This is a genomic window from Bacillus thuringiensis (genome assembly GCF_001595725.1).
Lineage (GTDB): Bacteria > Bacillota > Bacilli > Bacillales > Bacillaceae_G > Bacillus_A > Bacillus_A thuringiensis_K.
This window is the reverse complement of record NZ_CP014284.1, coordinates 125,985-148,765: the sequence shown is the minus strand read 5'-3', so window position 1 is coordinate 148,765 and position 22,781 is coordinate 125,985. Positions and strand designations below refer to the sequence as shown.

Sequence of the window (22,781 nt, the reverse complement as noted above, 5' to 3'; positions counted from 1 at the left end):
TTGAGATAGGGTTTTTAATCCATGTTTTTATACCACATCAAAAGAATTCTTAAATTTCATATAATATATAATCGCTAAATATTGATATAGTTACATAGGAGGAGTATCATTAATTTACTAGAAAAATATAGAAAATGAAAAAGGAGGAAGAATCTTTGCGGAATTCTATTGAATTTGAGGTTTTTGGTGATTACGCACTTTTCACAGATCCTTTGATGAAAATGGGAGGAGAAAAGTTAACTTACCAAGTACCAACTTATCAAGCTATCAAAGGGATTGTCGAATCAATCTACTGGAAGCCAACTCTTCTTATGATTGTAGATAAAATAAGAATTATGAATGCAATCAAAATGGAATCAAAAGGTATTCGTCCAATTGAATATGGTGGTGGAAATACACTCGCAAATTACACATATTTAAAGAATGTAAGATACCAAGTTCAGGCTCATTTTATCTTTAATCCTCATCGACCTGATTTAGCATATGATCGTAATGAATATAAGCATCATAACATCCTAAAACGTTCACTTAAAGTTGGAGGACGGCGAGACATTTTTTTAGGAACGAGAGAATGCCAAGGATATGTGGAGCCTTGTGTTTTTGGTGAAGGAGAAGGCTTTTACGATAATTATGGTGGAGATATTCATTTAGGCACAATGGTTCATGGGCTTAATTATCCTGATGAAACAGGTAGGAATGAATTAGAGGTTCGATTATGGAATCCGGTAATGAGAGATGGAATTATTCAATTCATCCGACCAGAAGAATGTACAAAAATCCGTAAAATATCCAAGATGGAGCCAAAGATTTTTGACAGTTCAAACGTTGAATCAGTTGATGAGCTTATAAAACAATTAGAAGAAGGAGGTGAATAAATGAGTTGGCTATTGAATTTGTATGAGACCTATCAATCAAATTTAGATCGAGTCGGTAAAATTGAAAAAAAATATAATGGCCAAGAATATACATTGCTACCTATTTCACACACTACTCAGTCAGCAAATATTGAAGTTTTAATTACAGAAGAAGGGGAGTTCCATTCAGCGACAGTTATAGATAAGAGCGACGCCAATACATTGATTCCTTGTACAGAAGACTCTGCAAGTAGGTCTGGTACCGGAGCGTATAAAGTTCCCCATCCATTACATGATAAATTAACTTACGTTGCAGGTGATTTTGGTGAATACGGCGGCAGTAAAAAAGAAGAGGAGTCATTTGGCTTTTATATCGAACAGCTAAGGAATTGGGTAGAATCCCCATATACTACAGATAAATTAAAAAGCATTTACAAATACTTAAGAAAAAAACAATTAGTGAAAGACTTGATAGATACCAAAATATTATGGCTTGATGAAAACCAAAAGCTGATTGGAAAGTGGGATAAAAAAGTTGAAGTTTTTCTTGGGAACAAGCCCGAAATCTTTACAGTGCTTCCAGCTGGCCAAGAAGCTGCGTTTGTTAGATTTACCGTGTATTCTCCAAATAAGATGCTATCAAAGGTATGGCAAGACAAAGAAATACATAACTCCTTTATTAATTTCTATGATGGCCTCCTAGATAATGAAGATTACTGCTATGTTACAGGGGAAATAAAACCGAGTACAGATAAACATGCGAAAAAGATTAGAAATGCCAGTGATCAAGCAAAGTTAATCTCTTCAAATGATTTAAGAGGTTTCACATTTAGAGGAAGATTTACTACGTCAAATGAAGTAGCGAATATTAGCTATGATGTGTCCCAAAAAGCACATAATGCATTGAAATGGCTTATTAACAAGCAAGGAAAAATTATCGATCAACGTGTATTTCTTGTATGGGGCAATGATGCAGAAGATGTTCCAGATATTGTAGAAGATAGTTACAATATATTTTCAATGGATATAAGAGGAACTAAAAAGCGAGAAATAAAATCCTATACACATGAACAATTTGCCAATGAAGTTGCTAAGGCAATTGATGGTTATAAAAATAATTTATCTTCCAGTGAAAATGTAAATATTCTCTTGCTTGATTCAGCGACAACAGGCAGATTAGCAGTTCTTTACTATCGTAATATGGATAAAAACCTTTATTTAAATAAGTTAAAGAACTGGCATTCTACATGTGTCTGGGAGCATGGTTACCGTAAAAATGCAGATAATGAATTTGTTAAATTTTATGGGGCACCGTCAACCAGAGATATTGCATTTGCTGCTTATGGGCCAAAAGCAAACGAAAAAGTAGTCAAGAGTTTGATGGAGCGTATGCTTCCTTGCATCATAGACGAGAGAAAAATCCCTTTCGACATTGTTAGAAGTGCCTTTCAACGTGCATCAAACCCTCTATCAATGGAAAAATGGGAATGGGAAAAAACATTAAGTATTACATGTGCATTAATTAATACAATGGAGGGATATCAATTGGTATTAGATAAGGAAAATAATAATAGAGATTATCTCTTCGGACGCCTTCTAGCGGTTGCGGATGTTTTGGAAAGAAAGGCATTAAATAATGGTGACCAACGTGCTACAAATGCTAGGAGATATATGAATTCCTTTTCTCAACATCCGGAAAGAACATGGAGGACCATTCAAGGGGCCCTACAACCGTATCAAGCACGTTTAGGGGAGAAAGTTTGGTATTATAACAAATTAATTGATGAGATTGGCTCAATGATAAAAATTGAAGATTTTAATAATAAACCACTGTCTGGAAAATACTTATTAGGCTTTTATAGTCAACGGCATGAATTGTATCAAAAAAAAGAAAAAAATGTTTCACTAAATGATGCAGTAAATATTGGAGAGGAGAATTAAAAATGAAAACTTTAGATCACAAAATCGATTTTGCAGTTGTTTTATCAGTTACAAAGGCTAATCCAAATGGAGATCCTTTGAATGGAAATCGCCCAAGACAAAATTATGATGGACATGGTGAAATCTCTGATGTAGCCATTAAACGAAAGATTAGAAATCGTCTGCAAGACATGGAAGAATCTATTTTTGTTCAATCAAATGACAGGAAGGTAGACCAATTTAATAGTTTAAGGGAACGAGCAGAAACCAATGTAGATTTAGTCAAAGCGTTAAAATCGAAGGATAATCCACATGAACAATTTGCTGCAATTGCATGTAAAGAGTGGATTGATGTAAGAAGCTTTGGACAAGTTTTTGCCTTTAAAGGGGGAGCTGGAAAAGGTGTCTCTGTTGGAGTAAGAGGACCTGTTTCAATACATACGGCAACGAGTGTAGATCCGATTGATATTACTAGTATGCAGATTACGAAAAGTGTAAATTCTGAGCCTGGGAAGGATAAAGGTTCAGACACAATGGGGATGAAACATCGTGTAGATTATGGAGTCTATGTTTTTTATGGAAGCATTAATACACAGTTAGCAGAAAAGACAGGCTTTACTAACGCAGATGCGGAAAAGATTAAAAATGCACTGGTTACATTGTTTGAAAATGATGCATCAGCAGCACGCCCTGAAGGAAGTATAGAAGTACATAAAGTTTGTTGGTGGGATCATAATTCAAAACTTGGTCAATACTCCTCTGCAAAAATACACCGTTTATTAGAGGTTAAACGGAATATTGACGAACCAAAAACAATTGATGATTATACTGTATTGGTACATGAATTAGATGGTTTAAAAGTTGAGATTATTGATGGAATGTAATGAAGACAATAGTTATTTAATGTTATCTGGTATTCAACATTTTCAATTTTGCAAACGACAATGGGCCCTTATTCATATTGAACAACAATGGGAAGAAAACGTTAGGACGATAGAAGGGAAGTTTCTTCATCAGAAAGCTGATCAACCATTTATTAAGGAAAAACGAGGAAACAAATTTACTGTGAGTGCGATGCCTATAAAATCAAATGAACTTAGAATTACAGGAGTTTGTGATGTGGTAGAGTTTATTAAAGATAATAATGGGATTGAAATAAATGGTGCCGAGGGAAAATATATTGTGCAACCAATCGAATATAAACGTGGGAAACCGAAAATAAACGATTCGGATGTTTTACAATTAACAGCACAAGCTATATGTCTTGAAGAAATGCTGCTTTGTGAAATAAAGACAGGCTTTATATTTTATAATGAAATCAAACACCGTATTGAAGTTCCCCTAACGACATATGAAAAAAATAACGTTAGGTCAATTGTCAAAGAAATGTATGATTATTATAAACACAAGTATACTCCTAAAGTAAAAACAGGATCGTTTTGCAAAAGTTGTTCCCTTCAAAATTTATGCTTACCAGGATTAATGAATAAAAGATCTGTAAAAAGTTATATTGAAGGGAAGATCCATGAATGAAAAAACTTCTTAATACATTGTTTATAACTCAACCAGATGTTTATTTGTCGTTAGATGGTGATAACATCGTTCTTCTAAAGGAAAAAGAGAAGATAGGAAGGTTGCCACTTCACAACTTAGAATCAATTGTATCTTTTGGCTATACGGGTACAAGTCCTGCACTTATGGGGTATTGTGCAGAAAAAAATATTTCATTGGTATTTTTAACAATGTATGGACAATTTCTTGCAAGAGTTATTGGGAAAAGTAAGGGAAATGTCATTCTAAGAAAAAAACAATATCGTATATCAGAAGATGAAGTTATATCAGCTAAAATTGCGCGCAACTTCATTGTTGGAAAGATTTACAATAACAAATGGATAATTGAAAGAATGACTCGAGATTATCCATTACGAATAGATGTGGATCAATTCAAAGCAATCTCTCAACACTTATCATCTATTATTCTTGAAGTAAGGGAATGTGAGGATTTAGAAAGATTAAGGGGATTAGAAGGGCAGGCTGCCACAAGTTATAATAAATTATTTAATCAGATGATCCTACAACAAAAAGAGGATTTTTATTTTAATAGACGTTCTCGAAGACCCCCATTAGATAATGTAAATGCAATGTTATCATTTGCTTATACATTATTAGCAAATGATATGACATCTGCATTAGAGAGTGTTGGATTGGATGCATATGTTGGTTTTTTGCATCGAGATCGGCCAGGAAGGGTATCTTTGGCTTTAGATGTTATAGAAGAGCTACGAGGAGTCTATGCAGATAAATTTGTCTTGTCATTAATTAATAAGCGAGTCATAAACAAGGGGGATTTTTTCCAAAAAGAAAATGGAGCTGTTATCATGACGGATGAAGCTAGAAAAAAATTTATAACAGCTTGGCAAAATAAAAAACAAGAAAAAATAACACATCCATATCTTGGTGAAAAAATATCTTGGGGATTAGTACCACATGCGCAAGCTTTGCTATTGGCTCGTTATTTACGTGATGACTTAGATGAATATCCACCATTTTTATGGAAGTAGGTGTAACAGTTGCTAGTATTAATAACATATGATGTAAGCACAACTAACAGTGTTGGACAAAAAAGACTGCGAAAAGTTTCGAAAATATGTCAAAATTATGGTCAACGAGTCCAAAATTCAGTGTTTGAATGTGTTGTGGATGCAACTCAATTTGCTACTTTAAAGATGGAATTAATTAAAATTATTAACGAAGGTGAGGATAGTCTTAGATTTTATCAGTTAGGTAATAACTATAAAAATAGGGTTGAACATATCGGTATAAAGGAATCCGTTGATTTAGAAAGTCCTTTGATTTTTTAGGTGCGAATGTATAGCACACATAAAATTCCTCGTGCATTCGCACCTGAATTTTCATAATTTATGAGCGAAGTTTAATATTTTTTATACAAATTCTCTTATTAAATAAAGAAATATGTATATTTTTGAACAGAATTAGTGTATTTTTGTATGGTTTTAAACAAAAATCGCTGTCGCACCTTATATAGGTGCGTGGATTGAAATATAAGGGAGATTCCAAACATCCCCTCGATGATATGTCGCACCTTATATAGGTGCGTGGATTGAAATTTAGATTATTTCAATGCAAAAATAGAAGTAAACAAGTCGCACCTTATATAGGTGTGTGAATTGAAATATTAGACGAGATATATCCACAGAAGAAGAATTACGTCGCACTTTATATAGGTGCCTAAATTGAAATGAAATTACTTGCTGCCTTATCTAGATTACTTTCTTCGCATCTCAGGTGTGTGGAGTAAGACTGATAAAATAATTGATAGTAATTTAGTGCCTCTGTTGGAGAAAGGGGACCTGTTTCAATTCATAAAGCAACGAGTGTTGATCCAATTGACATTACTAGTATGCAGATTACGAAAAGTGTAAATTCTGAGCATGGGAAGGATAAAGTTTTAGATACGATGGGGATGAAGCATCGTGTTGATTTCGCAGTCTATGTTTGTTGGTGGGATCATCATTCAAAACCTGGTCAATACTCCTCTGCAAAAGTACATCGTTTATTAGAGGTTAAACGGAATATTGACGAACAAAAAACAATCAATGATTATACTGTCTTGGTACATGAATTAGATGGTTTAAAAGTTGAGATTATTAAAGGAATGTAATAAAAAGCGTCAGAATAGTTGAAAGAAAGTATCCTTATAAAGATATACCCTATCAATTTATTAAAGGAAAGTCGCATCTCTTGCAGGTGCGTGGATTGAAATCGTGCATTAATGGTTGAAATTGGCGAAGCCTGGAGTCGCACCTTATATAGGTGCGTGAGTTAGGACTGGTAAGATGTTTGATAGTAATTTAGTGTCTCTGCTGGAATAAGAGGACCTGTTTCAATTCATACAGCTGATCCAATTGACATTACTAGTATGCAGATTACGAAAATTATAAATTCTGAGCATGAGAAGGATAAAGGTTCAGATACAATTGGGATGAAGCATCGTGTTGATTTTGGAGTCTATGTTTTTTATGGAAGTATTAATACGCAATTAGCAGAAAAGACAGGTTTTACTAACGAAGATGAGGAGAAGATTAAAAATGCACTGGTTACACTGTTTGAAAATGATGCATCAGCAGCACGCCCTGAAGGAAGTATAAAAGTACATAAAGTTTGTTGGTGGGATCATAATTCAAAACTTGGTCAATACTCCTCTGCAAAAGTACATCGTTTATTAGAGGTTAAACGGAATATTGACGAACCAAAAACAATCGATGATTATACTGTATTGGTACATGAATTAGATGATTTAAAAGTTGAGATTATTAATGGAATGTAATAAAAAGCGTCAGAATAGTTGAAAGAAAGTATCCTTATAAAGATATACTCTATCAATTTATTAAAGGAAAGTCGCATCTCTTGCAGGTGCGTGGATTGAAATTCAATTAGGTGCAGGTACACACTTGGAAGTATTAGTCGCACCTTAAATAGGTGCGTGGATTGAAAGCCGTTAACGAAAATATAAAAAGCATACGTGCCGGTCGTATCTCATATAGGAGCGTGAGTTAGGACTGGTAAGATGCTTGATAGTAATTTAGTGTCTCTGCTGGAATAAGAGGACCTGTTTCAATTCATACGGCCACAAGTGTTGATCCGATTGATATTACTAGTATGCAGATTACGAAAATTGTAAATTCTGAGCTGGGGAAGGATAAAGGATCAGATACAATGGGGATGAAGGATCGTGTTGATTTTGGAGTCTATGTTTTTTATGGAAGTATCAATACACAGTTAGCAGAAAAGACAGGTTTTACTAACGAAGATGCGGAGAAAATTAAAAATGCACTGGTTACATTGTTTGAAAATGATGTATCAGCAGCACGACCTGAAGGAAGTATAGAAGTACATAAAGCTTGTTGGTGGAAGCATAATTCAAAACTTGGCCAGTACCATTCCGCAAAAGTACACCGTTTACTGGATATTAAGCGGAACATTGACGAACCAAAATAATTGATGACTATAACATTTCGGTAAAAGAATTAGATAGTTTAAAAGTGACGATTATTGATGGACCGCAATGAAGAAAACATTAGAATGATTGAAGGAAAGCGTATTTATTAAAAAGTTAATCAACCATTTATTAAAGAAAAGTCGTACCTCTTGTAGGTACGTGAATTGAAATCAGGCTGCCGCTTAACGGTGTGGCTGGAGCGTTTAGTCGCACCTTTCATGGGTGCGAGGATTGAAATGATAAAGGGTTTGCAATCATTAAAGATATTGTTGTCGCACCTCATTAAGATGCGTGGATTGAAATCGTAGTAGCACATATTTAAAACGCATATACGGACAGTCGCATCTTATATAGGAGCGTGGATTGAAATTAACAGTCATTTGCTTATGTGCATCTCAATTTAGGTCGCACCTTATATAGGTGCGAGGATTGAAATCGCTAGCGCTACAAGTCTAAAGGAATTGTATGGGCTTCATACCTCTCATAGGTGTGTGGATTGAAAGTGGTAAAACACTTATAGTATTTAATTATACCTTAACGCATACCCAGATACTTTTTGACTATCACCCTTCACAAGCTTAAGGAAGCAGGATTCTTTTAGGTAAAGCGTTAACTTTAATTAAAACTTCTTGTAATATATAACATTATTATATAATATATAGGTATATTGTTAGTTTATTTGATTCCGTTTATTCCCACACCTTTTTTGTGTTGTGGTTGAGTTGTAGAAGCAAGTTGCGTCTTGTTTCAATTGTGAAAGGGCTTCTTTGAGCCGATTAGTGTATATATAGTTTTTTTTGCTATGCACATTTTTAATCGACTTGAAGAAGCCCTTTTTGTGTTGTTTTCAAGTTCGCAGGCGGGGTTATTTATGATTAATAAAATAACAAATTAGAGGAGATATGAAAATGAATAAAGATTGTAGACACTTAAAATTAGTACCAACAGTAGAGGAAAATAAAATACGAATGGAAAATAAGCAGAATTCATATGCATCATCAGAAATGTCATCTGAATCCAGATCGAGAATTAATCAATTGCGAGGTTGTTTAGAGGCAGAAATCATATTACCTGATGGTAAAGTTCAATATTTCAAGCCACATGTTTTTAATGAAAAAGAAGCCATTCAAGAAATCGCATTATATATTGAAGGGATACAGGAAATGAAGGTAGGCTATGTCATCTTATGGCGCTTTGTTGGGCAACGAAGTTTTTATAGTGGAACTAAGATCGTAGCCGAACCGAAGTTTCGTAAGATCCTACGTAAGTTGAAAGATTACTTTTTTGATTACGAGGAAGTTGTTTATGAACCTGAAAAATAAGAAGGATAGAGGGATATGAAAATGAAAAAGGATAACATTTGGACAATATTAGACGATCCAAAAGAGCAGGAAACAAACGAGCAATCCCAAGAGTCGGATGATATATTCGCTGGTTTGGATGAGCTATCGGAGATTGCAGATGATTTACTACCGTTTTAATAAAGTCGAGGTAGTGTATAGAGGGTAGAAGGAAGAACTAAGTGATGTATTTACTTGGATCTTCCTTTTTTTATTGTAAAAAAGAACTTGGAGGGAACGATTATGCGTTTAGAAAATGATTTAGCGGCGGGATTTTATCCAACACCACTAACAGAAGGGAAACACTTAGTACAACTATTACAAATGGAATCAGAGCGAGCTTATGCTTGCTTTGATCCATGCTGTGGAGAAGGGACAATTTTACGAAGTTTTGCAGATGAAATGAAGCAGGTGGGAGTCCAGTTTCATACGTATGGCGTAGAACTGGATGCAAATCGATATGGCAAAGCAAAAGAGCAATTAGATGTTGTAGTACGCTCCAGCTTTGAAAGCGTGATGATTAGTCATGACTATTTTCCACTTATCTTTTTAAATCCACCTTATAATACGGAGCTTCGTACAGATAATAAAAAATCAGAGGAAATGGAGTTCAACTTCCTAAAACGTGCTCATCATTATTTAGCAGAAGGTGGGATTATGGTATATGTCATTCCATATGACAGATTTGCTAGGGACGATATCAGTTATTTCTTAGCTAAGAATTATGAGGAAATAGGCTTAATGCGTTTTGGTGATGAAAATAAAGAGTTCGATGCATTTAAACAGTGTGTCTTCATTGGACGTAAGCGTGCTACCACGAAAAATGATCCATACTTCAACGATCGATTCGCGAATTTTTGTGAAAGCATGTCTGACCTTTCTTTCGTCAAAAAACATGTAAATACATTGGCGGAAATGGTAAATCGTAAGGACTGGGTTATACCAGAATTGCGTCATCAAAATAAACTTATTTTTACATCAAGAGTGGATTATAAAAGTGCTTATGAAGGAGTTGGGAAATCGGAAGGTATCTCGTCGTTCAAAAAGCGTTTAAATAGAGGGAATGGTTACTCACTTCAAGGTGAGAAAAAAGCTGCTGAAAGAGCGAAAATGCCAATTGCTTCCGGACAACTAGGACTTTTGCTGATGACAGGTGTGGCAGATGGTTTGCTTGGTGAAGGTGATACACTCCATGCAGTTCGTGGATCTGAAAATGTGTATTATGAAAATTCATTTGAGCATTTGGAAAAAACAACGAAAGAAGTTGTATTACAAAAACGTCGCGCGAAATTTATCATCGCAACGCCAAAAGGTGAAGTCAAAGAACTTGTCTAGGAAAGGAAGAGAGAGATGTCTGTACTGTTAGGGTTAGGAGCACTTTACATTGTATGGGAGTTTAGCAATCGTATAGTTCGTATTGCTATTGTGCTTACAGTCATGTGCTTATGTGCATCTCAATTTAGTGCAGGTACACATTTGGTAGTACTAGAACAATTCTCTGTGTTTCAAGGTGCAGGTGATATGCTACATGCGGCTGAACAATCATTAACAGAGTGGAAACGGTTTATAGATTTTTAAACAATAAATTGAATGAGTAGGACATGAAACGTATCGAATGAGATGCGTTTTTTATTTTAGGAGGGAAACCTATGTTACAAGAAATAATTAAACAAGATACATTTGACCAGGAACAAACACCAGCGATTTTGCAATTGGAGACAGGCACCGCTTCACATTCAGCTTTCTGCTTTGCTATGGCAGTTAATCATAACAACCAAATGCAATTTGCAGTGTTAGGTGCGAATGACAGTACATTAAAGTCATTCAGAGCAGCCATATCAATGGGTACTCGTCGTTTGTATTTTGGAGAGGGACAAAAAGAAGAATTACATTATGTGTTAGGAAAAAAAATGAATGTAATCTCGACTGGGCAATTTGAGTTTATAAATACACAAACAGTAAATAGAAAAAAGGCAATTATTGCGTTTTCTAAAGAATTAGAAGAAAAGTATATTGTGGCAATTGATGAAGCACCAGAAATGCAAGTAAGAGATTTCTTAATGGCTCCTCCATATGGTCTTCCAATCTTAGAAGAATGGGCGAAGCCAATTTATGAGGAGATGCTAACAAGAAATCTATTACAACCGTTAGAGGTGTATTTTGATAAGAATGAATTTTCTTCTTTAACGATTGCGCAAGTCTTACTAAAGGAAAAGGATTGTAAGGAGTTTTTATCAGAAATGATTCGCTCTAAGAAATGTCAATTCCCGCAAGAAGGTACAGGTGAAAAAACAAATGAAATTAATGATTTAAATGAATACCTATTGGAATATTCGCCTGTCATGCTTGATAAGGTTACAAAGTTGGATGAGCCCTTACATCAACCGATGAAAGATCAGGCATTATCTCATTTTGATACATATCAAAGACCATTATTCCCTGTACAAGCACATGTTGCAACAGGTGTAGCAAAAGCTTTACAAGTACAAAAGGGAATCATCTTGCAGGGGGAAATGAGCACGGGCAAGAGCGCAATGATGACAGCTGCAGTAGATGGCTATTTTCATTTAAAAGGGCAAAAAGGATATCGTACATGCGTATTTGTTCCACCAACTCTTACTGAGAAGTGGGCAAAAGAAGAAATACGACACTTATTACCAGACGCAGAGATCCACCTTATTAAACGAACTGAGGATATTATTCGTATTCATCAAGCTTGGATTCAGGCCGGGAGACCCAAGCCACAAAAACCAACCTTCTTTGTCATTAGTTTTACAACGATGCGAGGGGATTCTATTAAACAGATGCCACTACCTTATAAGCAAATTGCACTTTCCAAAAAATCGGAGCAAGAGGTGCAAAGATATTATAAGAATGGCTACTACTGTCCAGATTGTGGTGCTAAGTTGCGTAAAAAAACATCTTCTATCATGGTTCAACAGGCCAATGGTGAACAAAAAGAAGTATGTCAATATAAAAATTTTACAGCTAGTGACTTAGATACTAAAACGAATAAAAATAGTGTATGTGCTGATTGTAATTCAAATATTTGGAGCCCAAAAGTAAAAACAAAATATGCAAGTTTTAAAGAGTGGACAAAATATGAGGAACAATTAGTGCAGGCAATTAAAGAGGGAAATAAACCTTTACAAAAACAACTAGAGTTAGAGAATCGTGTAAAACCATATGACGCAAAACATTCAGGAAGAGCGTATAGAAAAGTAGCTGCTGTTGAGTATATTCGTAGAAAAATGAAGCATTTTTTTGACGTTCTTATTGCTGATGAGATACATGAGCTGAAAAGTGAATCTGCACAAGGAACTGCTTTAGGAAGTTTAGCAAAGGTTTGTAAGAAGTTTGTAGGTGGTACGGGGACTCTATTTGGCGGAAAGGCAAGCGACGTATTTTATACGTTATGGCGCTTATATCCTCAAAAAATGGTGAAGAGTGGGTTTAAATATAGCTCTCTAATGGAATGGAATGAAACCTACGGAAACATCGAGAGAACGTATTACCATGATGGTGAAGTTGTATCCAATGTAGCTTTGCGTGGTGCACAGGGGATGCTAGATAAAACAAAAGTTGTTCCTGGTATTTCACCATATGTGTTTACCAAATTCTTAATGGATACAACGATTAATGTACGCTTAAAAGATGTATGGCCAAATCCAGTCGAACTTATTAATGTACCTACGATTCTTGTAGATATGTCAGAAGAGCAAAAACAAGCCTACGAGCATATGAAAGAGTCATTTGAAAGAGCGATTGAAGCAGCAAAAGGTACACCAGATGTCGGCAAATTATGGCTTTCTTATATTCGTACAGGAAATGCATATCCAGATAATATGAACCATTATCCTAACTATTACTTAGATGGGAATAAAAAAGATGTTGTTTGGTCCAATACAGAATACAGATTCGATGAGGATTGTATACAGCCTAAAGAAAGGAAGTTGCAAGAAATATTGCGCACTGAAATTTCTGAAGGCCGTCCAACGATTATTTATGTATCTGATACAGGATCTACAGTAAAAGAACGAGACATTCAACCCCGTTTGAAGAAGGTTGTAGAGCAAGTACCTGGTGCAAAAGTAGCAATACTCCGTACAAATACAATTGCTACGCCAAAACGTAGTCAATGGTTAGAAGAACAAGTAAATAACGATGTGAACGTAATCATTTGTTCGCAAGAATTGGTAAAGGTTGGTTTGGATTGTGCGACAAGAAGTTGCTAATAGATAGTGCTTCATAAGAAGTCATCTTAGTCGTTAGAGATGTTCCCGCCCAAAACTGCTTTTCGAGTAATCGAATTGTTGGGTTGCACGAGGGTTAAATGCTTAATGGAGGACTTTACACAGAAGCCCAACAGAGCTAGGGAAAGATTGAGAAGGTATAAGCGAAGCTGAACCTTTGTAGACTCCGTCACCGACAGCAGACGTACTGTGGTAGAAAAAGTCTGTAGAAGCGGATAGGAAAAGTTCTACGGTCGAGGGACTGCGCGACGACCCATAGATCCGCCGGAGGAAAGAAGGATGCCTAACTCAATCGTATCTATCGTTAGTGAAACTTGGTAAGCCCTATGTATTCCTCTCATTTGAGGTAGGAGAATCGTAAGAGACTTACAACATACAGAGGGTAAAGGATTGTGGAAAAAGCGAATGCCAACAGAACGAAAGTTCAGACGAAAACTCATTTGTATAAGTCGTTGGATAGGGCAATACCCGAACTGAAAGGTTGCTGACTTCCACATGGTCTTCAACACGAAAGAAAGCGAAAAGAATAATCCTATAGAGAGGGAGATATGTTATGAAAACTAACGAGAGTGTTAAGTCGGCTGTTTCCCCACTAGTGGAGAATTGGCACTCAATTAATTGGGTGAAAATTCAACGCTATGTTAGGAAACTTCAACAACGAATCTATCGTGCCGAACAATTAAACCAAACAAGGAAAGTAAGAAAACTTCAAAGATTACTTTTAAGAAGCAAGGCTAATCTACTTCTAAGTATTAGACGAGTCACTCAAGAGAATAAAGGTAAAAAGACAGCAGGTATAGACGGTTATATCTCTAACACGCCTCAAGAAAGAGTTGAGTTATTCAACAAATTAAGCAGATATAGTGTTAGAAATATCAAGGTTAAACCAGCTAGAAGAACCTATATTCCTAAGAAGAACGGTAAACTTCGTCCACTAGGTATTCCAGTTATAGTTGACAGAGTATATCAAAATGTCTTCAAAAACGCATTAGAGCCACAATGGGAAGCAAAATTTGAAATGACCTCTTATGGATTCAGACCTAAACGCAGTACGCATGATGCAATGAGCGATTTATTCACTAAATTAAGCAAAGGTAGTGCTAAGGGATGGATTTTTGAGGGGGATTTTGAAGGTTGCTTTGACAATTTGAATCATGATTACATTATGGGGTGTATTAATAACTTCCCTAATAAATCAATAATTCGAGACTGGCTCGAAAGTGGATATGTAGACAACGATATATTCAATGAGACAACAAAAGGAACGCCACAAGGTGGAATTATCTCACCATTGTTAGCAAACGTGGCACTACATGGAATGGAGAAAGAAATCAGTGTTAGATACATCCATACAACACGACAAGGAGATACATTGTACTCAAATTCAGTTGGTGTTGTTAGATACGCTGATGACTTTGTAATTGTCTGTCCTACAGAAGAAGAAGCATATGGCATGTACGATAAGTTAGAACCATACCTGAACAAACGTGGATTAAATCTTGCGAAAGACAAAACAAGAGTAGTACACATTAGTAAAGGGTTTGACTTCTTAGGATTTAATTTCAGACAATATCCAACAAAAGACGGAATGCGCTTGTTCATTAAGCCTTCCAAAGATAGTGTCAAACGAGCTAAACAAAAGATTAAAGAAATATTCGAATGGGGTAAAGGTAGAGAAACGTCGGTCCTAATTGATAGATTAAATCGTGTCGTTAGAGGAATAACGAATTATTGGTCTCCTACGGTTGCCAAGAAGATTTTCAGAGATATAGATAGTTATATTCTGAAAAGAACGCTAATTTACTTGAAACATAGACATCATCGTAAATCAATTAAATGGATTAGAAAGACATATTTTAAACCCGACCATACTGGTGTGAGCAAGGACAAATGGATTCTTACATGTCCACATGATAATACAAAACAACTCATGAAAATGAGTTGGGTAAAAATCGAAAGACATATTAAAATCAAACAATATAACAGTCCATTTGATGCTTCACTAAAAGAGTATTTCGAGCGACGAGATAAAAAAGAGTTCGATAAGGAGAACACTTTAGCGAAACAAAAACTTGCTAAAAAGTCTAAATACAAATGTAGGGTCTGCCATGAATCGCTTGTTGGAGACGAACCATTAGAAGCAAATCATATAATACCGAAAATTATAGGTGGTCGTGACACTTATGAGAACCTTGAGTTACTTCATAAGTCTTGTCATAAAACACATCATGCATTATTAGAGAGATACGGTAACGGTAAGCAATTACCAAAGGTTCAGTCTTACCTTAAAAGAAATAATGTGGATGTAAACAGTAAACAAGCGGTCAAATATATGATGGATGCATTTAAGAAGTTTGCGTACTAATTGTCTTCGGATGAAAGGGGGCTTGAGCCGGATGTGCTGAAAGGTACAAGTCCGGTTCTTAGGGGGGAAAGAGATGGTAACATCTTTGACCTACCCGACTGCTGGCGACGCCAACATTAATTTTCAATCAACTATCATTTAGTTTATTTACTTTAAATCAGGCTGCAAGAAGACACTGGCGTATTGGCCAAACAAAGCAATGTAGAACATTCTATTTGGGCTATAAAGAAACTTTCCAACAGGAATTGGCTCAATTGATTGCTCAGAAAAATAAAGCAGCTGAAGCAATGAATGGTGATGCAACAAGCGATGGTCTGAATGCAATGCTTGGTGATACAGGGGATCTACAGTCTCTATTAATTCAAAATATTAAGAGCGGAAATCAATTAAAGGGTTCGACAGAAGAATGGACAAAAGCAGCATCTGATGAATCGAAACGCGTCCTTGCAAATATCGGTAATGTCATTACGCCTGTATTTGAATCAATTGAAATTCAATTTACGAATTGGGTAGAGAAATTACCAGAAACGATGGACGTAGCATTTATGAAAGAGGCTCAATTTGTACAAAGGGCTGTTGAATGTATTAAAAAAGAGCGAGTACCTGGAGTTCGAGTAAAGCAGAATGTACTTGAAATAGATGGAGAAATAGAAGGTGTCATTCGAGCTTTAATAACACTGAATACTGATAAGCGCATGCTTGTACAAAAACAAGATATCACATTCTGGGATTCAGTTATTGTTGAAGTGGATTCTTCTAAAAAGAAAGGAAAACGAAAAAACAAAGTAATCGATGGACAGTTTGAGTTCGATTTATTTGGATGATCGAGAGGGGAATATTATGTTTACAAAAATATTTATTGGTCTATTTTGTTATATGTTTTTGGTAGTTCGTAATTCAAAGAAAAAATTTCTAATGGAAGAAGCCAAGAAAAAAGAAATGGAAAATAAACCGGTGGAACGCCCCGTTTATTGGTGCCCAAGAGAAAATAAACCTATTGGAAGGGAACAAGAGCGTGTTACTGTTCAAACAAAAGAGATCACCTTAGAAAAAGATGTAGCAAGTATATATGATTTAGTTGCTACATCTGTTCGTAAGAATCTGGGTGAGGAAGAGAGTGACAGGTTAAAACATGAGGATATAGAAGAAGTGGAGTATGCTGAAGATTTTCATCATACTCCCACTCCTGAGGCTGTTTATGATATTCCTTTTCCAAGTGATGAGGATATACCAGTGGAATTATTAGAATATGAGGACATGTATCCACAACAAGAATATGTTTCAATTCCACCGGAAACAGAACACGTTTTTCCTGTTCAACAAGGAGTAGCTAATGTTGAAGATATGGATTTTGTGAGGTGGACTGCAAAAATAATAGAACAAGAAAAAGAACAAGGAATGACACGCGTCATAAATATGTCTAATAAGAAGCGTTATTGGATTCATACAGAGGGAGAGATATTACCAAAAAATCAATTACTGTATATGGAATTAGAGGTCAATTCACCTTATTCTTATACACTAGTTGAATGGAGTAATAGACAACTAGGGAATATATAAATCTATTTCCTAGTTGTATTTTCTTAGTTAAATAGCATGAAATACAGCATTTTTCCACTCATTTGTGCAAGAATAAAACATTTTTTTATTTTTGTACAAATGAGTGGGACAGAACGATTCACCATATAAGGATATTCGACTATAATGAGGCATTGTACGTCATTGTAATATTGAAATGTTTTGAGATTCAAGTGATTAACAGTCTTAAAACAGGAGAATTGAGAACTATTCGTAATATTACAATGCTTAAAATAGATTAAATCCAAACATGAGGATTATATGAAGTAAAAAATATTTTTGAGTTAAAAAAATAACAATTTTGAAAGGTGAATGTAAATGAATATTAATTCCATAAGTAACAACGTAGTAGAAAAATTAGAACAAACGGTGCGCTATGAAAAGAAACAAGTCCAGGTATTACGTGTAAGTAAAAGTAGTTCTAATATACACGCTTACATGATTTTTCCGGAATTCTCAGAGGTTAAAATTTCAAATACCGAACTGGATGAATATATAGAAAACCTGTCAACAAGCGTGAAGTATGTCATTGATCGTAAGTTGAGTCAACAAGAAATTGAAAAACAAAATCATTCTTTCATTATGACGTGTGAAGTCGAGGAAGATGGTGTGATAGATGATGAAACGATTCATTTTAATACGACGTATGTAAAACCACCAACAATTGCAAATAAAGTATTTAAGTTGGTGTGTGGATTAGGGAATCGCTTAGATAGCTTAAAAGAATTACATATTACAGTATTAAATAATAATATTAACCGAATTGAAATTGAGTTTTACAATGAAAATGAAACATATGTGGCAGTAGAAAAAGAAGAAATTGCAAATGCAATTATGGGGGCATATACAAAAGCAAATATCTATTATGCAGCAGATCTTTATTATGTTTCTGAAGGAAATGAAATCAAATTAAAGAGCATCAAACCAAAATTAGCGGGTGATGTGTGATGAAGCGGGAAAAAGGAATGATAGGAGTCTTATGCACGCTTGTTCTGATGATTTTATTACTTGTACCCTTACAAGCAGCTCAAGCTTCTGTAAAAATAGATTTTAATGAGTTAAAAGGAAATGATGTTTCGTCATCATTTAAAGATGGACTAAACAATCGAACGAAAACAACAGAGAAAGATGATTCATTTGGATCATCAATCATAAAAAAGATTGAAGGATTGTATGCGCCGGCTTTTAAAGTAGGAGTCAATATCTTTTCTATTTCATTCGTATTAGGAGTTATTGTCATGGTTATGGCATTAATTACAAAGAATGGTCAATGGATGAAGTGGGCAACCGGAAGTATGATCTTCTCATTTATCAGCATGATGTCGATGAGACTGAGTGTATACTTCTTATTTAGTTCCGATGTATTTTCGTTTATGAACATCTTTACGGATTTTTTAGACCTGTTTAAAGCAACAGCACTTATTTTCACACCCTTTATGTTAATCGCAGGTATTCGTTTAAGAAGAATTCATGAGAGTACGAAACAGCCGGAATATTACCGTTGGGCCAATCGTGTCATAACGGGATCTTGTTTGCTGTGTATGTTAGCCGTACTCGCTCCATGGCTATTTGCTAATATGTAAAGAATTATATATAAAAATAGAAAAGGTACTGAATCTACATTCAGTACCTTTTATCTACCCATTAGGTTCTTTCTTTCATATTCTTCAAATACTTCTTCTGAAATTGGCGATAGTATGCCGCTCAAATACACAGCGGTATATAAAAAGTATTGCTCATCCCTTGTTTTAATTGTATGAGTACCGTGTTCCTCATTGTTTGGAATAATTCGTTCAATTTTGAGTTGTTTTTTATCACAAATGATCTCTTTTACTCTATATAAATTATGTATCGGTAAACGATTAATATACAAACAAAGGTACTCTAGTAGAAATAGAATAACAGTCATTTGTAGAATGAAAGCGATCTTTAATAGAGTTGGTATGGATGCAAATAACACTAGAAATATAGAGACTAAGAAAATATTTAACTTTGAAAACCACTTTTCATATTGATTCAAAGAAATAATACTTTTCTTATTCTGGAACACCTGGAACCTCGTTATAAGGAAAAGAACGGCAAAGATACCTTCATAACTAAACCAGGTTATCCACTCTGTATCAGTAAGTTCTAGCAACATATATATGATACCGGTAGATATGATCAGTGGTACCAACTGTACCAAACTAAATAGTAGGGTATGTTCTAACATTCTTTTCTTATGGATGTGATTAGTTATTGAATTCAAGTTTCTTAACTCCTTCTGCAATTTTCATGATGACACCGCCAATAAGTATATGGTATTCGCCTATTCCTTTTTCGTTTACATACCAGCACATATAGTGCCTAATACCTTCTTTTGCCCCATGGTCATGTAAAGGAAAGGGAGATGCGTATTTTTCAGGTAACATATTATTATCACCGAAAGGAACCTGTTCTGCAAGTGCAAAACGTTTCTTCGAATCATTTATAATCCAACAACCATAGTTTACTGATCCATACCATATTGCGTCTTTATGGATTGGATCAATAGAAGGTTGTGCTGGATAGCTTTCAGCTAGTATTTGCGCTTTCTCTTCACGAAGTTGCTGATGTATGTGTGAATTCAATGGATCTTCCGTTCCGATTTCATAGGTTTCCTCAAAGTTACCACACTCATAAGGGACAAGGGGATTATTTGAATCAGCCGCTAATTGTAGACTGCAAGAATCTGATTTTGAAAGATAATATACACAGTCTTTGCAAGTGAAAAAGTTTGAAAAAGCTGAATCTGTTTCTTGTTCTGTTAAGGTATTATCTACTACAAGTTTTAACACGTCTATCACAATCCTTTTTTGGCTAGTTCGTAAATTAATATAGACGTATCATATCATGCTTATAAACAAATGTAAATATTTTCCAAATAAAAATAACCTTATTAATTTTGAAAGGACTGTTTGTATTGAATAGAAATCGAGAATATATTACTTTGCGAAATTCTATATTAATAGGCTGGTTACTGACATGCTTCGTAATAGGCCTATCTATTTATTTTTCTTCTGTTGTTTATTTATTAATCGGATGTTTCATTCTATCGTTAAAATACGGATTAATGGGTACCGTGAAAAATGTGGAAAAACGTTTGCCTACCTGGGCCAACTTTGGCGTCATTGAAAAACCAGTAAATCGAAGAGTGACTAGACCTTTTCAGTTTCGAGGTGGGCTCCTTGTTTCATTAGCATTAGGCTTCGTAGAGATGGTGATTAAAGGCTTATGTATCTCATATTTTATTTTAGGATTAGAAACGCATGTATATCGTTTAATGCGCAGAAACGCAAGGGTGTAAAAAGGGGGCTTCTATTATGAAAGTATTGATATTTGAATTAATTCTCATTGCGGTTCTCATTCCGTTGAATATTGTTGTAAAAAAACATGTACCGAAATGGAAAGGAAAAGCCGGAGAGAAATTAGTAAAACGTATATTGAGCAAGTTGGATTCTCAAAGTTATTGCGTGTTACATGATGTTACGGTTAATACGGAGTATGGTGATACAACGCAAATTGACCATATTGTTATCGCGGAAACCGGTGTATTTGTTATAGAGACGAAAAACTACGAGGGATGGATCTATGGAAGTGAGAAAGCAGCAAGATGGACACAAGGTATCTTTAGAAAGAAACACTCTTTTCAAAATCCATTTCGACAAAACTATAAACATATAAAAGCAATTGAATGGGTAATGGAACAACAGCTGCCGTGCATCTCTATAGCAGCATTTCATCCAAAATGCAGTTTAAAAAGAGTAGATGTTCATTCTAAAGGTAAACACGCCTTATATTATAACGACTTAAAAAGTTGTATTGAATCATATACTGAGGTGCAACTAACAAATGATGAGGTACAACATATTTACCAAACTATGTTGCGAGCAAACATAACGGATAAGGGTATTAAAAAGAAACATGTAAAGTATTTACAGAATAAGTTTGCTAAACAATAAGAAATGGAGATAGAGACATGTTATATGTAATAGGGTTTTTAGTAATCTCCATAGTAGCTATTCGTCTTAATATGAAGTATTACAAGTTAAAAGGAGATTCAAAAAATCTTGTGAAAAGAATAAATAAGTAATTGAGAATAGTAAACTATATGAATATAAAATCTAACCGGAAAACTTCAGAGAATAGAATTATATAAGTAAAGCGCAATTGAAAATGGGCTAGGAGTTTTTCTTTAAAAACAGAAACTACTTATTTAAAAATAAGTAGTTTCTGTTTTTTTTATGGAATTAATACTTGATATACTAATTCATTATCAGTCATAGTTGGACATGACTGCCAAGAAGGAACAAATCTATGCCAATACTGCTGTGTCCAACCATTTTTATAAATACATAATTTCCAACGATAATGTGGGCGATGTGAATAATCATCACGTTCATAATCATAACCTGAAAATTCAGGTTGAATGTATAAATTTGTCACCATAATCCCCCCTATAAAATTTAAGTATTTAAAGCATTTTATTAGGTATAGATGTCCAAAGTTATAATACAAATGCCTAAATTAAAAAAACACTTTATAAACAATTCAATAATTAACTTTAATTGAATGGAATTTCATAAATCTCATAAGTATGACTTTAACAAGAAATGCTAGGAATAAAGGTATAAATAGTACCATGGCAAGTTTGATTGCTATGTCATTCATAACTGGACTTAATGGCTCGAAATTAATTATGATATTCATCTAAATCTATTATAATAACTATATATTTATAATATAATTTATGTTGCTTTGTCCATAAAAAAAGACACTCATTTGAGTGCCTTTTCTTCGACTTGATAACCACTTTAAATTTAATAAGATGTATACAGACACCATCCAAATACAATTATATCATATTTTCTGAAAAATGAAAATGGATTCTTTAACTTACTTAATTACTTTGTCCATTACTTCTTTATATTTGTTAAATTGGAAATCTTCCATGTCACCATTCATTTGTAAAAGAAAATTACCTTTTGCTTAAGTATGAGAGAATAACATTTGATTACCGTTACCTAAATCGTCATAGTACTTTTTCGCTTGTTCAAGATCCTCTTTGTTTTTAAATTCAAATATTCTACCGCCACTATATTCTCCTAGTGCTGGAACAAGAATACGTTTCGCTTCTTTTCTAGTATTCCCAAATTCTTTTTTTGGTAGATCACTAGGCCGTTCTGCTTCAAGCCCTGCAGCCTTAAATTCTTCAATTACTTTTCCTACTGTAACATTGCTAGTCACCGATTTTATGCTATCACAGGCTGCTAAACCAAATAATAGCAAAGTACCAATAAGAAATACTGATAATTTTTTTAACATATCTATGCGTTCCTCCTACTGTAGATAAATCCTTCGATATCATAACATACTATTAATTTATAAATTATTATATATTGTATAAATGATATTTATATAGCAATTTTTTCC

Annotated in this window: 20 protein-coding genes and 5 pseudogenes; 21 read left to right on the top strand and 4 right to left on the bottom strand. The window is 34.6% G+C overall.

Going from position 1 to position 22,781, the window contains the following annotated elements; all coding sequences use genetic code 11:
* Nucleotides 1–155 precede the first annotated feature (155 nt).
* From cas5c to AXW78_RS34130, 19 genes and pseudogenes are all read left to right on the top strand, one after another.
* Nucleotides 156–875 (top strand): type I-C CRISPR-associated protein Cas5c, encoded by a 720-nt coding sequence (cas5c, locus tag AXW78_RS29530; RefSeq protein ID WP_002182196.1) that lies wholly within the window; start codon nt 156–158, stop codon nt 873–875.
* Nucleotides 876–2,795: a type I-C CRISPR-associated protein Cas8c/Csd1 gene (cas8c, locus tag AXW78_RS29525; protein ID WP_000118650.1), complete on the top strand. Its 1,920-nt coding sequence runs from the start codon at nt 876–878 to the stop codon at nt 2,793–2,795.
* Nucleotides 2,796–2,797: 2 nt separating this feature from the next.
* Nucleotides 2,798–3,658: a type I-C CRISPR-associated protein Cas7/Csd2 gene (gene cas7c / locus AXW78_RS29520; RefSeq protein ID WP_061885102.1), complete on the top strand. Its 861-nt coding sequence runs from the start codon at nt 2,798–2,800 to the stop codon at nt 3,656–3,658.
* Nucleotides 3,648–4,307: a CRISPR-associated protein Cas4 gene (gene cas4 / locus AXW78_RS29515; RefSeq protein WP_061885101.1), complete on the top strand. Its 660-nt coding sequence runs from the start codon at nt 3,648–3,650 to the stop codon at nt 4,305–4,307. Before cas7c (AXW78_RS29520) ends, cas4 begins: the two co-directional genes overlap by 11 nt.
* A complete protein-coding gene (gene cas1c, locus AXW78_RS29510; RefSeq protein ID WP_000735203.1) occupies nt 4,304–5,335 on the top strand; it encodes a type I-C CRISPR-associated endonuclease Cas1c in 1,032 nt (343 codons plus the stop codon). The genes cas4 and cas1c overlap by 4 nt, the downstream gene beginning before the upstream one ends.
* Nucleotides 5,336–5,344: 9 nt before the next feature.
* Nucleotides 5,345–5,635, top strand: a complete 291-nt coding sequence (gene cas2 / locus AXW78_RS29505; RefSeq protein WP_061885100.1) for a CRISPR-associated endonuclease Cas2 — start codon at nt 5,345–5,347, stop codon at nt 5,633–5,635.
* A 491-nt stretch (nt 5,636–6,126) separates the two neighbouring features.
* A pseudogene (locus AXW78_RS29500) lies at nt 6,127–6,456 on the top strand (type I CRISPR-associated protein Cas7); the annotation flags it as partial.
* A gap of 195 nt (nt 6,457–6,651) precedes the next feature.
* Nucleotides 6,652–7,122, top strand: a pseudogene (locus tag AXW78_RS29495) (type I CRISPR-associated protein Cas7); the annotation flags it as partial.
* Between the two features lie 260 nt (nt 7,123–7,382).
* Nucleotides 7,383–7,864: pseudogene (cas7c, locus tag AXW78_RS29490) on the top strand (type I-C CRISPR-associated protein Cas7/Csd2); the annotation flags it as partial.
* Nucleotides 7,865–8,702: 838 nt separating this feature from the next.
* Nucleotides 8,703–9,116 (top strand): DUF6018 family natural product bioysynthesis protein, encoded by a 414-nt coding sequence (locus AXW78_RS29485; RefSeq protein WP_061885099.1) that lies wholly within the window; start codon nt 8,703–8,705, stop codon nt 9,114–9,116.
* Nucleotides 9,117–9,131: 15 nt separating this feature from the next.
* Nucleotides 9,132–9,275 carry a hypothetical protein gene (locus tag AXW78_RS34630; protein WP_000782410.1) on the top strand — a complete coding sequence of 48 codons (144 nt, stop codon included), beginning with the start codon at nt 9,132–9,134 and terminating at the stop codon, nt 9,273–9,275.
* Nucleotides 9,276–9,377: 102 nt separating this feature from the next.
* Complete coding sequence (locus AXW78_RS29480; protein ID WP_061885098.1) at nt 9,378–10,469, top strand: DUF6094 domain-containing protein; 1,092 nt, start codon at nt 9,378–9,380, stop codon at nt 10,467–10,469.
* Nucleotides 10,470–10,484: 15 nt separating this feature from the next.
* Nucleotides 10,485–10,712, top strand: a complete 228-nt coding sequence (locus AXW78_RS29475; RefSeq protein WP_000114826.1) for a hypothetical protein — start codon at nt 10,485–10,487, stop codon at nt 10,710–10,712.
* Nucleotides 10,713–10,783: 71 nt separating this feature from the next.
* Nucleotides 10,784–13,369 carry a DEAD/DEAH box helicase family protein gene (locus AXW78_RS29470; protein ID WP_061885097.1) on the top strand — a complete coding sequence of 862 codons (2,586 nt, stop codon included), beginning with the start codon at nt 10,784–10,786 and terminating at the stop codon, nt 13,367–13,369.
* Between the two features lie 571 nt (nt 13,370–13,940).
* The gene (gene ltrA / locus AXW78_RS29465; RefSeq protein WP_061885096.1) at nt 13,941–15,752 is read left to right on the top strand and encodes a group II intron reverse transcriptase/maturase; all 1,812 of its coding nucleotides are present in this window, start codon (nt 13,941–13,943) and stop codon (nt 15,750–15,752) included.
* A gap of 98 nt (nt 15,753–15,850) precedes the next feature.
* Nucleotides 15,851–16,576, top strand: a pseudogene (locus AXW78_RS29460) (hypothetical protein); the annotation flags it as partial.
* A 16-nt stretch (nt 16,577–16,592) separates the two neighbouring features.
* On the top strand, nt 16,593–17,312 hold the full coding sequence (locus AXW78_RS29455; protein WP_061885095.1) for a hypothetical protein: 720 nt from the start codon (nt 16,593–16,595) through the stop codon (nt 17,310–17,312).
* A 336-nt stretch (nt 17,313–17,648) separates the two neighbouring features.
* Nucleotides 17,649–18,278 (top strand): hypothetical protein, encoded by a 630-nt coding sequence (locus AXW78_RS29450; RefSeq protein WP_061885094.1) that lies wholly within the window; start codon nt 17,649–17,651, stop codon nt 18,276–18,278.
* Nucleotides 18,278–18,913 (top strand): hypothetical protein, encoded by a 636-nt coding sequence (locus tag AXW78_RS34130; RefSeq protein WP_061885093.1) that lies wholly within the window; start codon nt 18,278–18,280, stop codon nt 18,911–18,913. Before AXW78_RS29450 ends, AXW78_RS34130 begins: the two co-directional genes overlap by 1 nt.
* 50 nt (nt 18,914–18,963) lie before the next feature.
* On the opposite strand, the gene AXW78_RS29440 is transcribed toward AXW78_RS34130, so the two are convergent.
* The gene (locus tag AXW78_RS29440; RefSeq protein WP_081114083.1) at nt 18,964–19,542 is read right to left on the bottom strand and encodes a hypothetical protein; all 579 of its coding nucleotides are present in this window, start codon (nt 19,540–19,542) and stop codon (nt 18,964–18,966) included.
* Between the two features lie 19 nt (nt 19,543–19,561).
* Nucleotides 19,562–20,146, bottom strand: coding sequence for a hypothetical protein (locus tag AXW78_RS29435; RefSeq protein ID WP_061885091.1), 585 nt, complete (start codon nt 20,144–20,146; stop codon nt 19,562–19,564).
* Nucleotides 20,147–20,271: 125 nt separating this feature from the next.
* Here AXW78_RS29435 and AXW78_RS33620 point away from each other — a divergent pair, with 125 nt between their 5' ends.
* Nucleotides 20,272–20,655: a hypothetical protein gene (locus tag AXW78_RS33620; protein ID WP_002182188.1), complete on the top strand. Its 384-nt coding sequence runs from the start codon at nt 20,272–20,274 to the stop codon at nt 20,653–20,655.
* Nucleotides 20,656–20,671: 16 nt separating this feature from the next.
* A complete protein-coding gene (locus AXW78_RS29430; protein ID WP_061885090.1) occupies nt 20,672–21,310 on the top strand; it encodes a nuclease-related domain-containing protein in 639 nt (212 codons plus the stop codon).
* Between the two features lie 280 nt (nt 21,311–21,590).
* On the opposite strand, the gene AXW78_RS29425 is transcribed toward AXW78_RS29430, so the two are convergent.
* Nucleotides 21,591–21,797 carry a hypothetical protein gene (locus tag AXW78_RS29425; protein WP_061885089.1) on the bottom strand — a complete coding sequence of 69 codons (207 nt, stop codon included), beginning with the start codon at nt 21,795–21,797 and terminating at the stop codon, nt 21,591–21,593.
* A gap of 447 nt (nt 21,798–22,244) precedes the next feature.
* Nucleotides 22,245–22,673 (bottom strand): annotated as a pseudogene (locus tag AXW78_RS29420) (stress protein).
* Nucleotides 22,674–22,781: the final 108 nt, after the last annotated feature.